This is a genomic window from Pseudonocardia acidicola (assembly GCF_012911935.1).
Classification (GTDB): domain Bacteria; phylum Actinomycetota; class Actinomycetes; order Mycobacteriales; family Pseudonocardiaceae; genus Pseudonocardia; species Pseudonocardia acidicola.
Window position 1 is genome coordinate 1 of sequence record NZ_JAAXLA010000036.1, and the last position, 12,380, is coordinate 12,380.

A 12,380-nucleotide genomic window follows, 5' to 3' on the forward strand; every position below is an offset into this window, starting at 1 on the left:
GAGGGCGGGATCGTCGGCGGGGAAGGTGCGGGCCAGGCCGGGGCCCGTCGCGCGGGTCTCGAAGCGGACGGTGACCCGGCCGTGCCCGGCACCCTGCACCCAGCCGTGACCGTGCTCGGCGTGCTGCACGTCGTCCCCTGCTCGCCACGGTCGCGGCCCGGCCTGCGGCTGCGATCCGCCCGCCCCGGCGAACCGGTCCGGGCCCCCGGCGGGGCCCGCGGACGGGACCTCGGCCAGGCCGTCCCCGGAGAGCACCGGCTCACCCGCCGGCACCGGCCGCCACCCGTCTGCGGACGCGACGGCGTCGAACAGCGCCGGCGGTGGGATGTCGCCGAGCCCGGACAGCGACACCCCGATGAGCCGCACCCCGCCCTCGGGTACCGCGGAGCGGGCCAGCCGCTGGGCGACGGCGGTCAGCGTGGCCAGGTCGGTGCTGGCCACCGCCGTGGTCTCCGACCGGCTCGCGGTGGTGAAGTCGGCGCTGCGGGCCTTGACGGTGACGGTGCGCGCCGCTCGGCCGTCGACGACCAGCCGCCGGTGCGCGGCCTCGGTCATCCGGGCGACGGCGGTATGCACCTCGGCCATCGCGGTGAGGTCGGTGTCGAACGTCGTCTCCGCGCTGATCTGCTTCGCCGCCCCGCGCGGCGCGACCGGGCGGTCGTCGATGCCACGGGCCAGCCGGTGCAGTTCGGCGCCGACCGCGGTGCCCAGCAGCCCGGTGACCTCACGCAGGTCCATGGCCGCGAGCCGGCCGATCGTGGTGACGCCCAGCTTGTGCAGGGTCGCCTCGGCGACCGGTCCGACGCCCCACAGCGCGCGCACCGGCAGCGGATCCAGCACCGCCTGCTGCTCCTCGGGGGTGATCACCCGCAGCCCGTCGGGCTTGGCCAGCTCGGAGGCGATCTTGGCGAGTTGCTTGCCGGGCCCGGCGCCGACCGAGGCGGGCAGCCCCGTCCGCTCCCGGACCGCGGCCCGCAGCGCGGTGCCGAACGCCGTGACCGCGGGCCCGTCCACCCCGGCGAGTGCCGGCGGTTCCAGGAACGCCTCGTCCAGCGACACCGGCTCCAGGACCGGCGCCGCCTCGGCGAGCACCGCCATCACCTGCTCGCTGATCGACTTGTACAGGGCGAACCGCGGCGGCAGCACCACGGCCTGCGGGCAGCGCCGGCGGGCCTGCGCCATCGGCATCGCGGAGCGGGCCCCGAACACCCGGGCCTGATAGCTGGCCCCGGCCACCACCCCGCGCGGCCCGGTCCCGCCGACCAGCACCGGCCGGTCGGCCAGGGTGGGGCGGGTCAGTTGCTCGACGGAGGCGAAGAACGCGTCCATGTCGAGGTGCAGCACCCACCTGTCCGCCACCGGGTCATTCTGACCCCGGGCGCCGACAGCCCGGTGCTCAGCTCTCGGCGGTGGCCGGGTGCTGCTGGAGCGCGTCGAGCAGCGCGTCGACGGTCACCGGGCCGCGGTAGATCGTGCCGTTGACGAACAGCGTCGGGGTGCCGCGCACCCCGCTGCGCACGCCGGAGTTGAAATCGGCCTCCACCCGGTCCTCGACGAACTGGGTGGCCGGCCAGGTCACCTTCTCCGGGGGCACCCCGATCTCCTCGGCGTAGCGCCGCAGGTCGGCCTGGGTCAGGTGCGGCTCGTCGCCGGCGTAGAGCTTGGCGTGCATCGGCCAGAACTGGCCCTTGAGTGCCGAGGCCTCCGCGGCCGTGGCCGCGGCCAGCGCGAACGGGTGCAGCTCGGCCAGCGGGAAGTGCCGGAACGCGAACACCAGCCGGTCGCCGAGGTGGCGGCGCAGCTCCTCGATCACCGGCGCGGCGGCCCGGCAGTACGGGCACTCGTAGTCGCCGTACTCCACGAGGGACAGCTCGGATCCGAGGACGCCCTGCACGTGGTCGTACGGACCGATCGGCGGATCCAGCGACCCCGAATCGTTCGATGCGGTGCTGATCGTGTCCTCCTCGCCACCCCGGTCGAGCTCGGGGGAGGATCGGTAGGTGTCGGTGACCACACTATCCGAGCGCGGCGATCTCAGCCGGGCCGCGCGGTCGTTCCTGCGCACCGAGTCGGGCTCGGCCGTGCTGTTGCTCGCGGCCGCCGTCATCGCGCTGCTGTGGGCGAACCTGTCGAGCAGCTACGAGGCGTTCTGGCACACCCCGCTGTCGATCTCCCTCGACGGGTTCGGGCTCACCGAGGACCTGCGGCACTGGGTCAACGACGGGCTGATGGTGCTGTTCTTCTTCAGCGTCGGGCTGGAGATCTCCCGGGAGATGACGATCGGGGAGCTGCGCGGGGCCCGCGCGGTCGCGGCGCCGACGCTGGCGGCGATCGGCGGGCTGACCGTGCCGGCCGCGCTGTACCTGCTGTTCAACGCCGGTGGGCCGGCGGCCGGCGCGTGGGGCATCGCGATCTCCACCGACACCGCGGTGCTGCTCGGCGTGCTGGCGCTGGTCGGCCCGCGCTGCCCTGACCAGCTGCGGATCTTCCTGCTCGCGCTGTCGATCGTCGACGACATCGGTGCCGTCCTCGCGATCGCGGTGTTCTACACCAAGCACGTCGACCTGGTCGCACTGCTGCTGGCCGTCGTGCTGTTCGCGGCGCTGGTCGGGCTGCGGTTCGTCAACTTCTGGCGCACCCCGATCTACGCCCTGATCGGGGTGATCATGTGGTTCGCGGTGCTGCGGTCCGGGGTGCACCCGAGCGTCGTCGGGGTCGCGTTGGGGTTGCTGGTCAACGCCTACGCGCCGCAGCCGCGGGACATCGCGCGGGTGCAGGTGCTCGCCCGCAGTCTCGTGATCGACCCGACCCCGACCCGGGCGCTGGCCGCGCAGGCCGCGGTGACCGAGGCGGTCTCGCCGAACGAGCGCCTGCAACTGCGGCTCCAGCCGTGGAGCAGCTATGTGATCGTGCCGCTGTTCGTGCTGGCCAACGCGGGGATCGTGTTCGACTCGCAGACGATCGCCGCGGCCCTGCGCTCGCCGATCACGTGGGGTGTCGTGGCCGGGCTCGTGGTCGGCAAGCCGATCGGGGTCAGTGCCGGGACGTGGCTGGCGCTCAAGACCGGGATCGGCCGGGTGCCGGACACGCTGCGCTGGGGACAGTTGATCGGGGGCGCCGCGTTGTCCGGGATCGGGTTCACGGTGGCGCTGTTCATCACCGAACTCGCGCTGGACGACCCGGCGCTGCAGAACCAGGCCAAGATCGGGATCGTGACCGGGTCGGTGCTCGCCGCGCTGAGCGGCTGGATGATCTTCCGGGTGCTCGGCGAACGCGGCGGCCAGTGCTCACCGAGCGGACTGCCGGTGCTGCCGCCACGTCCGTGGCGACCGCCCGCCTGAGGTGTCGCTACAGACGCGCGTGCCAGCCCAGCAGGACCGCGTTGCCGTCGGCCTCCCGGATCGCGGGAACCTGTTCGCCGAAGCCGGCGACGGCGGCGGGATGGTCGGGCGCCGGGAGCAGGTCGGCGAGCCAGACGGGGCCCGAGGGCGCGTCGTTGCCGACCCACTCCTCGACCCGCGGCGGGTTTCCGGCGGGGCTCAGCGTGATCGTCGCCATCGGGCGGGAGAGGCCCTCGCCGGTGGCCTTGAGCAGGGCTTCCTTGCGGGTCCAGGTGGTGAGGAAGGTCGCCGTGTCGGTCGGAAGCGGCCGGGTGAGCTCGGCGGGGGAGCACACGTGGGCGGCCATCCCGGCGACGTCGGAGAGCGGCCGCAGATGCTCGACGTCGAGCCCGACCGGGCCGGCGCCGTACACCGCGAGCCCGACCCGGTCGCCGGAGTGGGTCAGCGAGAAGCCGGGCGTGTCCGGTTCGTCGGCCAGCCGGGGCTTACCGTGCTGCTGGCCGCAGCGGCAGGTCCGGTCGAAGCGGACCCCGGCCGGATGCATGTCCAGCACCACCCCGAGCACCAGCCGGGCCAGCGCGTGCGCGGCGAGGTAGCGTGCCTGGTCGGCGGATCTGCGGAACGCGCGCAACCGGGTCCGCTCGTGCTCGTCGAGCAGGGCGACCAGGGCCGGCTGCCCGCTGGGGTCGAGCGGACGGGCCCACCAGACGTCGCACTCGCTGCTCGACACTCCGCCAGCCTGGCATGCCGCCAGGGCCCGCGGGATGTGATCCGTGCTCGGGCCGGCCCGCCGGGGCCGGCGGGAAGCGAGCCGCGCTGCGCCGGCTGGTGCCTCTCCGGGCGACGGCACGGCGGCGGGGAGGGCGGCGGGACGCGAGGCGTCGACGGCCGCGGCGGGGTGCGGGCTCACCCGGCAGCTCTACAGGCACCTGGCAGGAACGGTAGGAGTCGCGATCCGGTCCCGCCATCCACTTCACGCAGCGGCTACGGTGGTCGCGATGAGCGCCGACCTCGTGGTGATCGGCGGCGGCATCGCGGGCGCCTCGATCGCCTACGAGCTCGCCGCGTCCCGGTCGGTGCTGCTGCTGGAGACCGAGGCGACGCTCGCCGTGCACGCGACCGCGCGCTCCGCCGCCACCTACATCCCCGGTCACGGCACCGCGCCGGTCCGGGCGCTGATCGCCGCGAGCGGTCCCCGCTTCGCCGCGCTGGCCGCGGAGCTCGACGCGCCGCCGCTGCTGAGCCCGCGCCCGGTGCTCTGGGCGGCCTTCGACGAGGCCGGTGAGCGGTCGCTGTCCCGGCTGCTCGCCGAGCGCGCCGGGGAGCCCGACGCGCCGGCGCCGATCTCGGTCGCGGAGGCGCTGCGCCGCTGCCCGGTGCTGCGCCCGGACGCGCTGCGCGGCGCCGGGTTGACCGCGGCCGGCGCGGACGTCGACGCGATGGCGCTGCACCAGGCGTACATCCGCGGGCTGCGCCGCCGTGGTGGCGCGGTGCGGGCGGGCACGCCGGTGACGGGGCTCGCGCCGACGTCGTCGGGGTGGCGGGTGCGGCTGGGTGCCCTCGCGGAGCTCGAGGTGGCGGACGTGGTCGATGCCGCCGGGGCCTGGGCCGACGCCGTCGCCGCGCTGGCCGGTGTGGCGCCGATCGGGCTGACCCCGCTGCGCCGCACGATCGCGGTGGCCCGGGTGCCGGATCCGGCGCGGCTGCGCGTCGACGGCGGCGCGCCGCTGCCGATGGTCTGCGAGGCCGACGAGCGGTTCTACTTCAAGGCCGACGGCGAGCAGTTGCTGGTCTCCCCGGGGGACGAGACCCCGTCGGAACCGGTGGATGCCCGCCCGGACGAACTCGACGTCGCGACCGCACTGGAACGCGCGGAGGCCGCCACCGGGCTGGGATTGCGCTCGATCCGGACGAGCTGGGCCGGGCTGCGCTCGTTCGTGGCCGACCGCAGCCCGGTCGTGGGTGCCCGCCCGGAGCACCCCGGGTTCCACTTCTTCGCAGGTCAGGGCGGGTCCGGCATCGAGTCGTCCCCGGCGCTGGCCGCCCTGGGCGCCGCGGTGATCACGGGCGGTCCGGTGCCGGCCGACGTCCCGGTGGATCCTGCGGTCCTGGCTCCTGCACGATTCAAGTAAGCAATTGCTCACAAGCGTGGCACGATGGGGTGCATGACCGAGACAGCGCCTGCGGCCACCGCCGGGCCCGAGGTGTTCGACGGGGCGTTCTGGGCCGATCCGCACCCGGCCTACGCCCGGCTCCGCACCGAGCAGCCGGTGTGCCGGCTGGAGCTGCCCGACGGCCCGGTGTGGCTGATCACCCGGTACGACGACGTGCGCGCGGCGTTCACCGACCCTCGGCTGTCCAAGGACTGGCGCTACACGCTGCCGCCGGAGGCTCGCGCCGGCGCCCCGGCCTCGCCGACGCCGATGATGCTGCTGATGGACCCGCCGGACCACACTCGGTTGCGCAAGCTGGTCAGCCGCTCGTTCACTGCCCGCCGGATGGCCGAGCTGCGGCCGCGGATCTCCGAGATCGCCGCCGGGCTGCTCGATGCGCTGCCGGCCGCGGGCAAGGTCGACCTGATGGCGGACTACGCGTCCGAGCTGCCGGTGCAGGTGATCTGCGAGCTGCTCGGGGTCCCGGCGGCCGACCGGGACGACTTCAGTGCGTGGTCCCGCGTGATGATCGACGAGTCGCCGGCCGAGGACAAGATCGCGGCGTCGGCGAAGCTGGCCGAGTATCTGTCCGCGCTCATCGACCGCACACGTGCCGAGCCCGATCAGGCGCTGCTCAGCGCACTGGTGCAGGTGTCCGACGAGGACGGTGACCGGCTCTCCCAGGAGGAGCTGGTCGGGATGGCCATGCTGTTGCTCATCGCCGGCCACGAGACCACCGTGAACCTCATCGGCAACGGCGTGCTGGGCCTGCTCACCCACCCCGACCAGCTGGCCCGGCTGCGCGAGCGGCCCGAGCTGATGCCCGGCGCCGTCGAGGAGTTCCTGCGCTGGGACTCGCCGGTGAGCAACGCGCCCGTGCGGTTCGCCGCCGAGGATGTCGAGATCGCGGGGGTGACGATCCCGCAGGGCTCGGTGGTCATGCTCGGCCTGGCGGCCGCCAACCGGGACGGCGCCCGGTTCCCCGACGCCGACCGCCTCGACGTCGAGCGCGACGCCGGTGGCCACGTCGCGTTCGGCCACGGCCTGCACTTCTGCCTGGGCGCGCAGCTGGCCCGGATCGAGGGTGAGGTGGCCATCGGCGCGCTGCTGGCCCGCTTCCCCGACCTGAGCCTTGCCGTCGACCCGGCCGAGCTGGTCTACCGGCGCAGCACCCTGGTGCGCGGCCTCATGAGCCTGTTGGCCCGTGCGCGGAAATAGTCGCTCTGGCGACGATTTCCGCGCACGGGCGCGTCAGCGCAGGGACGCGCCTGTCTTCGCGCGGACGTCGTCGGCGGTGACGCCCGGCGCGGTCTCGACGAGCACGAGGCCGTCGCCGGTCACGTCGATCACGGCCAGGTCGGTGATGATCCGGTCCACGCAGCGGGCCCCGGTGAGCGGGAGCGTGCACTCCTCGACGATCTTGGGGGAGCCGTCGCGGGAGACGTGCTCCATCATCACGATGACCTTGGCGGCGCCGTGCACGAGGTCCATCGCCCCGCCCATGCCCTTGATCATCTTGCCGGGGATGGCCCAGTTCGCGAGGTCGCCGGCCGCGCTGACCTGCATCGCGCCGAGCACCGCGACGTCGACGTGCCCGCCGCGGATCATCCCGAAGCTGGCCGCGGAGCCGAAGAAGCTGGCCCCGGGCAGCACGGTGACGGTCTCCTTGCCCGCGTTGATCAGGTCCGGGTCGACCTCGTCGCCGGCCGGGTAGGGGCCGACACCGAGGATGCCGTTCTCGGAGTGCAGCACCACGGTCCGGCCCTCGGGGATGAACCCCGGGACCAGGGTCGGCATGCCGATGCCCAGGTTGACGTAGGAGCCGTCGGGCAGCTCGTCGGCCACCCGGGCGGCGAGCTGGTCACGGGTCAGGCTCATGCGCTTCTCACCGTCCGGAACTCCACGGGCTTGTCGGCGTCCGGCACGTGCACGACGCGCTGCACGTGGATGCCGGGGGTGTGCACGGCGTCGGGGTCGATCTCTCCGGGCTCGACGAGGTGCTCGACCTCGGCGATGGTGATGCGCCCGGCAGCGGCGCAGTCGGGGTTGAAGTTGCGGGCGCTGCGCCGGAACACCAGGTTGCCGTGCCGGTCGCCCTTCCAGGCGTGCACCAGTGCGAAGTCGGTGACGATCGCCTCCTCGAGCACGAAGGTCCGGCCGCCGAATTCGCGGGTCTCCTTCTTCGGCGACATCACCGCGACCGAGCCGTCCGGGGCGTAGCGCCACGGCAATCCGCCGTCGGCGACCAGCGTGCCGACACCGGCCGGGGTGTAGAACGCGGGGATGCCGGCGCCGCCGGCGCGCAGCCGCTCCGCGAGGGTGCCCTGCGGGGTCAGCTCCAGTTCCAGCTCACCGGCCAGGTACTGGCGGGCGAACTCCTTGTTGTTGCCCACGTAGGAGCCGATGGTGCGCCGGATCCGGCCGGCCGAGAGCAGGGTCCCGAGTCCGAACCCGTCGACGCCGAGGTTGTTGCTCACCGTCTCCAGCTCGCCCGCGCCCTGCTCGAGCAGCGCGGCGATCAGCGTCGTCGGCACCCCGGACATGCCGAACCCGCCGACGGCGAGCGAGGAGCCGTCGCGGATGTCCGCGACCGCCTCGGCCGCGGTCGCCACCACCTTGTCCATGGCCGGCAGCGTACGACTCCGTGCGCTCAACGCACAAGAGTTCGCGATGCGAACACCGGGCCAGGTGCTATCGGCGCCCGCGGGCGGCGCAGCATGCCGTCCACCGCGGCGCGCATCGCGCCGACCCGACACCGTCGCGGTCGATCGCGCCGCCGCCGTCCCGGTCGTCGATCGCCCCCGCGACCTGCGGTGCAAGCGTGACCGGCAGGCCCGGGACGGCCGCGCCGGCCCGCGGGCCGGGAGCCGGACGTGGTTCGGCCGGTCGCCCGGCTCGACCACCGTCTGCTCCACCTCGGCGGGAGGACTCCCTGCGTGGAGAGATGTCGAGCGGGCCGGCGACCGGGTCAGCGGCCGGTCAGCGAGAGCGCCGCGCCGAGCTCGGCCGGGGTGGCCACGACCGTGACCGCGCCGGCCTCGGCGAGCTCGCCCGGCTGCCCGTAGCCCCAGCCGGCGCCGACGCAGCCGATCCCGTGCGCGCGGGCGCCGACCACGTCGTGCGAGCGGTCACCCACCATCATCGCGGCGCCCGGCTCGCCGAGCCGGTGAAGCGCCTCGGCGACCACGGCGGCCTTGTTCGGCCGCGCGGCGTCGAGGGTGTCGCCGCACGTCACCTCGAACAGGTTGGTCCATCCCCGGTGCTCCAGGATGGCGCGCGCGTGGACCTCCGCCTTGCTGGTGGCCAGCGCGAGCCGGGTGCCGGCGGCGGACAGCTCGCGCAGCAGTGCGTCGATCCCGGGGTAGGGCTCGCTGGCCAGCAGCCCGGTCTCGGCGTAACGCCGGCGGTAGACCGGGATCACCTCGGCGGTGGCCTCCTCGCCCACGATCGCCGGCAGCGACCGGTACAGCGGCGGGCCGAGGACCTGGCGGCCGATCGACTCCGTGGGCCAGGGCAGGCCCAGTTCGTCGAAGGCGGAACGCAGCGAGCCGAGGATGCCAGGGGCGGAGTCGACGAGGGTGCCGTCGAGGTCGAGCAGGACGGTGTCGGGGTGGGTTCCGGTCACACGTCCCATCCTCGCCGTGTCGTGGTGCCGCCCGGGCGGGTGTGTGGTGTGTCGTTGGCCGTACGGTTGTGCGGATCGCGAACGGAAGGGGAGCGGTGAGCCGGGGAGAGCTGTTCGACCCGCTGTACGGGGGCGACCGGGTCGCGGCGCGGCTCGACGACACGGCGTGGGTGCGCGCGCTGCTCGCCGTCGAGGCGGCGCTGTCCCGCGCGGCCGCGGCGCACGGGGTCGTCGGCGACGAGCAGGCCGCGCGGATCGAACAGGCCGCGGCCGGGCTGAAGATCGACCCGGCCGAGCTGGGCCGGGCCGCCGTCGAAGGCGGTAACCCGGTGATCCCGCTGGTCCGCCTGCTGCGCGCCGCAGCCGGAGAGGCCGGGACGTCGGTGCACCCGGGTGCGACCAGCCAGGACATCATGGACACCGGGCTGGTGCTGCTCGTGCGTTCGGCCACCGAGGTCGTGCTCGACGACCTGCGCGGCGCCGCCGACGCCGCCGCGGCGCTCGCCGCGGCGCACCGGGACACCCCGATGATCGCCCGGACGCTCGGCCAGCAGGCGCTGCCCACGACGTTCGGTGCCGTCGCGGCGGGATGGTGCGCCGGGCTGGACCGGGCCCGCGGGCGGCTGGCCGAGGTCACCGCGGCGCTGCCGGTCCAGTTCGGTGGGGCCGCCGGGACACTCGCCGCACTGCACCCGCACGGGTTCGCCGTCGCCGACGGCGTCGCCGACCTGCTCGGGCTCGCCCGCCAGGACGTCCCCTGGCACACCGAGCGGACCCGGATCGGGGAACTCGCGGCCGCGCTCGGGATCGCGGCGGGCGCCTGCGCGAAGCCTGCCACGGACGTCGTGCTGCTGGCCGCGACCGAGCTGGGCGAGGTGTCGGAGTCGGCGCCGGGGGACTCGTCGTCGATGCCGCACAAGCGCAACCCGATCGCCGCGATCACCGCGCGGGCCGCGGCCCGCCGCGCCCCCGGCCTGGTCGCGACGCTGCTGGCCGCGATGGACCACGAGCACCAGCGCGCCGCGGGCGCCTGGCACGCGGAGTGGGAGACGCTCACCGACCTGCTGCGCGCCACCGGTGGCGCAGCGGCGCGGCTGCGGGTGTCGCTGGCGGGACTACAGGTGCACCCGGACGCGATGGCGGCCGACCTGGCGCTCACCGCCGCCGGGGCCACCGGGCCGCACCACGCCGGCGAGATCGTGGACCGGATCCTCGCCGGCCGGCCGGGCCCCGGGCAGGCAGGCCCATGACCGGGCCGGGGGAGGCCGATGCGGCCCCGCGCACCGATCACGTGCAGTCGCTGGCCCGCGGCCTCGCGGTGATCCGGGCCTTCGACGCCGAGCACCCCGAGCGCACCCTGTCCGACGTCGCCCGCGCCACCGGCCTGACCCGCGCCGCGGCCCGCCGGTTCCTGCTCACCCTGGTCGATCTGGGGTACGTGCGCACCGACGGCCGGCTGTTCGCGCTCACCCCGCGGGTGCTCGAGCTGGGGTACTCCTACCTGTCCAGCCTGTCGCTGCCCGAGGTCGCCGCGCCGCACCTGGAGAACCTGGTGCGCACGGTGCGGGAGTCGGCGTCGGTGTCGGTCCTCGACGGCGGCGACGTCGTCTACGTCGCCCGGGTGCCGACCTCGCGGATCATGACCGTGGCGATCACGATCGGCACCCGGTTCCCGGCCTATGCGACGTCGATGGGCCGGGTGCTGCTCGCCGCCCTGCCGCCCGCGGAACTCGACGCCGTGCTCGCCGGGCTGCGGCCCGAGCCGTTGACCGACAACACCATCACCGATCTCGACGGGTTGCGCCGCGAACTCGACGCCGTCCGCGCCGCCGGGTACTGCCTGGTCGACCAGGAGCTCGAGCTGGGGTTGCGCTCGCTGGCGGTGCCGATCCGGGATCGCTCCGGCGCGGTCGTCGCCGCGGCCAACGTCAGCACCCAGGCCTCCCGGGGTACGCCCGAGGCGGTGCTGCGCGATGTGCTGCCCGAACTTCAGGCGTGCGCCGCCGCCATCGAGGCGGACCTGCAGGCCGGGTGAGCGGCGCCGCGGCAGTCGCGCCGGCGGCCATGGATCATCCGTCCCTGAACCGCCAGGATGATCTCATGGCCTCGGACCCGCTCGCGGTGATCACCCGGTACTACGACGGCTGCAGCACCGGCGACGTCGACCTCATGCTCGAGACCCTGCACCCCGACGTCGTGCACTACTTCCTGGCGCCCAACGTCGGGTCCGCCCCGGTCGCGGGCGCCGAGCACCTGGCGCGGTACTGGCGCAAGGTGGCGCGGATGATCGGGGCGCGCTGGGTCGTCGACCACTGCCTGGCCGGGCCGGACGAGGCCGTCATCGAGTGGACGATGTTCTGGCGGCCGCCGGAGGCCGGCGAGCGGGTGGCGACCCGCGGCGCCGAGTGGTTCACCTTCACCGGCGGCCTGATCCGGGAGATCCGTTCCTACTACCAGCAGCAACCGCAGACCACCGAACTTGACGGCTTTCCCTACGCGGAGCGCGGCTACTCGATCGCGGCGGCCGAGCACAGCGCGCTGCACCCGGCGCCCGGCGTCACGAGGTGAGGTGCAGCCGCGTGGCCCAGCCAGGGCAGCGCGCTCTCCAGCCCCGGGCCCCGCACCTGCCAGGTGTGCCCGCCCGGCAGCACGATCAGCTGCACCGGGACCCGCGCCGCCCGCACCGCAGCGAAGACCGTGTGGGCCGGGGGCCCGTACTCGGCGTCGTCGGCGCCCGCGACCATCCAGCCGGCCGGCTGCAGAGAGCGCCGGGTCGCCAGCAGATCCAGCGGGTTGACGGCGCGGAACGCGGCCTCGGCGCCGCGACCGGGCCCGCACGGTGCGCGCCCGGTCGCCGAGGGTGGGCTCGGACTGCCCGGAGATGTCGACGAACGACGGGTAGACGGTCGGCGCGGTGAGCGCGAGCTGCAGCGCGCAGGTCCCGCCGTAGGACAACCCGCCGACCGCCCACGACGGCGGGTCCGGGTCGACCTGCAGGTGGTGGCGGATCCAGGCCGGGACGCCGACGGTCAGATAGGTGGCCGCGTTGCCCGGCGCACGTCGCCGCGCCTGCCGGCCACCGGGTCGACCGGCCCGCCGGCACCGGCCAGCACGATCACCACCGGCAGCGCACCGGTGAGCAGGGACCGGTCCAGCACGGTCTCATCATTCGCGGGGATGCAAGCGCCCCGTCACACCGGGCTGCGGGAATGGTCCCCCGCCAGCACGCTGTTCGAACAGGGGAAGGTTTCGAGCGCCGTG

General features: G+C 74.6%; 14 protein-coding genes and 1 pseudogene. 6 read left to right on the top strand and 9 right to left on the bottom strand.

The genetic code is table 11. From position 1 onward, the window contains the following. Both HF526_RS19085 and HF526_RS19090 read right to left on the bottom strand, forming a co-directional pair. Nucleotides 1–1,359: DNA polymerase IV (locus HF526_RS19085; RefSeq protein WP_338051589.1), on the bottom strand; the 1,359-nt coding region annotated here is incomplete at its 3' end. A 37-nt stretch (nt 1,360–1,396) separates the two neighbouring features. Continuing rightward, nucleotides 1,397–2,014 carry a DsbA family protein gene (locus HF526_RS19090; RefSeq protein WP_338051590.1) on the bottom strand — a complete coding sequence of 206 codons (618 nt, stop codon included), beginning with the start codon at nt 2,012–2,014 and terminating at the stop codon, nt 1,397–1,399. Here HF526_RS19090 and nhaA point away from each other — a divergent pair. After that, on the top strand, nt 2,007–3,341 hold the full coding sequence (gene nhaA, locus HF526_RS19095) for a Na+/H+ antiporter NhaA (protein WP_338051591.1): 1,335 nt from the start codon (nt 2,007–2,009) through the stop codon (nt 3,339–3,341). The genes HF526_RS19090 and nhaA overlap by 8 nt on opposite strands. Before the next feature lie 7 nt (nt 3,342–3,348). Here the strand turns inward: nhaA and HF526_RS19100 are convergent, their stop codons facing one another. Further along, the gene (locus HF526_RS19100) at nt 3,349–4,071 is read right to left on the bottom strand and encodes a 4'-phosphopantetheinyl transferase family protein (protein WP_338051592.1); all 723 of its coding nucleotides are present in this window, start codon (nt 4,069–4,071) and stop codon (nt 3,349–3,351) included. Between the two features lie 268 nt (nt 4,072–4,339). Here HF526_RS19100 and HF526_RS19105 point away from each other — a divergent pair, with 268 nt between their 5' ends. Beyond that, nucleotides 4,340–5,473, top strand: coding sequence for an NAD(P)/FAD-dependent oxidoreductase (locus tag HF526_RS19105; protein WP_169382893.1), 1,134 nt, complete (start codon nt 4,340–4,342; stop codon nt 5,471–5,473). A 33-nt stretch (nt 5,474–5,506) separates the two neighbouring features. Beyond that, a complete protein-coding gene (locus HF526_RS19110; RefSeq protein ID WP_169382894.1) occupies nt 5,507–6,712 on the top strand; it encodes a cytochrome P450 family protein in 1,206 nt (401 codons plus the stop codon). A 33-nt stretch (nt 6,713–6,745) separates the two neighbouring features. Here HF526_RS19110 and HF526_RS19115 read toward each other — a convergent pair whose 3' ends face one another. The 3 genes from HF526_RS19115 to HF526_RS19125 all read right to left on the bottom strand — a co-directional run bounded on the left by HF526_RS19115 (nt 6,746) and on the right by HF526_RS19125 (nt 9,119). Further along, nucleotides 6,746–7,372 carry a CoA transferase subunit B gene (locus tag HF526_RS19115; RefSeq protein WP_169382895.1) on the bottom strand — a complete coding sequence of 209 codons (627 nt, stop codon included), beginning with the start codon at nt 7,370–7,372 and terminating at the stop codon, nt 6,746–6,748. Beyond that, a complete protein-coding gene (locus HF526_RS19120) occupies nt 7,369–8,118 on the bottom strand; it encodes a CoA transferase subunit A (protein WP_169382896.1) in 750 nt (249 codons plus the stop codon). Before HF526_RS19120 ends, HF526_RS19115 begins: the two co-directional genes overlap by 4 nt. A 344-nt stretch (nt 8,119–8,462) precedes the next feature. Next, nucleotides 8,463–9,119, bottom strand: a complete 657-nt coding sequence (locus HF526_RS19125; RefSeq protein WP_420821641.1) for an HAD hydrolase-like protein — start codon at nt 9,117–9,119, stop codon at nt 8,463–8,465. Between the two features lie 95 nt (nt 9,120–9,214). Between HF526_RS19125 and pcaB the strand changes: the two genes are divergently transcribed. The 3 genes from pcaB (at nt 9,215) to HF526_RS19140 (ending at nt 11,687) form a co-directional block, all read left to right on the top strand. After that, nucleotides 9,215–10,369, top strand: coding sequence for a 3-carboxy-cis,cis-muconate cycloisomerase (gene pcaB, locus HF526_RS19130; RefSeq protein WP_169382898.1), 1,155 nt, complete (start codon nt 9,215–9,217; stop codon nt 10,367–10,369). Next, nucleotides 10,366–11,154: an IclR family transcriptional regulator gene (locus HF526_RS19135; RefSeq protein ID WP_169382899.1), complete on the top strand. Its 789-nt coding sequence runs from the start codon at nt 10,366–10,368 to the stop codon at nt 11,152–11,154. Before pcaB ends, HF526_RS19135 begins: the two co-directional genes overlap by 4 nt. Before the next feature lie 65 nt (nt 11,155–11,219). Further along, complete coding sequence (locus tag HF526_RS19140) at nt 11,220–11,687, top strand: nuclear transport factor 2 family protein (protein WP_169382900.1); 468 nt, start codon at nt 11,220–11,222, stop codon at nt 11,685–11,687. Here HF526_RS19140 and HF526_RS34665 read toward each other — a convergent pair. From HF526_RS34665 to HF526_RS36455, 3 genes and pseudogenes are all read right to left on the bottom strand, one after another. Then, entirely contained in the window at nt 11,627–11,863 is a 237-nt protein-coding gene (locus HF526_RS34665) for an alpha/beta hydrolase (RefSeq protein WP_211177473.1), read from the bottom strand. The genes HF526_RS19140 and HF526_RS34665 overlap by 61 nt on opposite strands. Before the next feature lie 175 nt (nt 11,864–12,038). Beyond that, nucleotides 12,039–12,152 (bottom strand): annotated as a pseudogene (locus tag HF526_RS37475) (hypothetical protein); the annotation flags it as partial. Next, nucleotides 12,149–12,277, bottom strand: coding sequence for a hypothetical protein (locus HF526_RS36455; protein WP_275404094.1), 129 nt, complete (start codon nt 12,275–12,277; stop codon nt 12,149–12,151). The gene HF526_RS36455 and the pseudogene HF526_RS37475, both read right to left, overlap by 4 nt. Between the last annotated feature and the right edge of the window lie 103 nt (nt 12,278–12,380).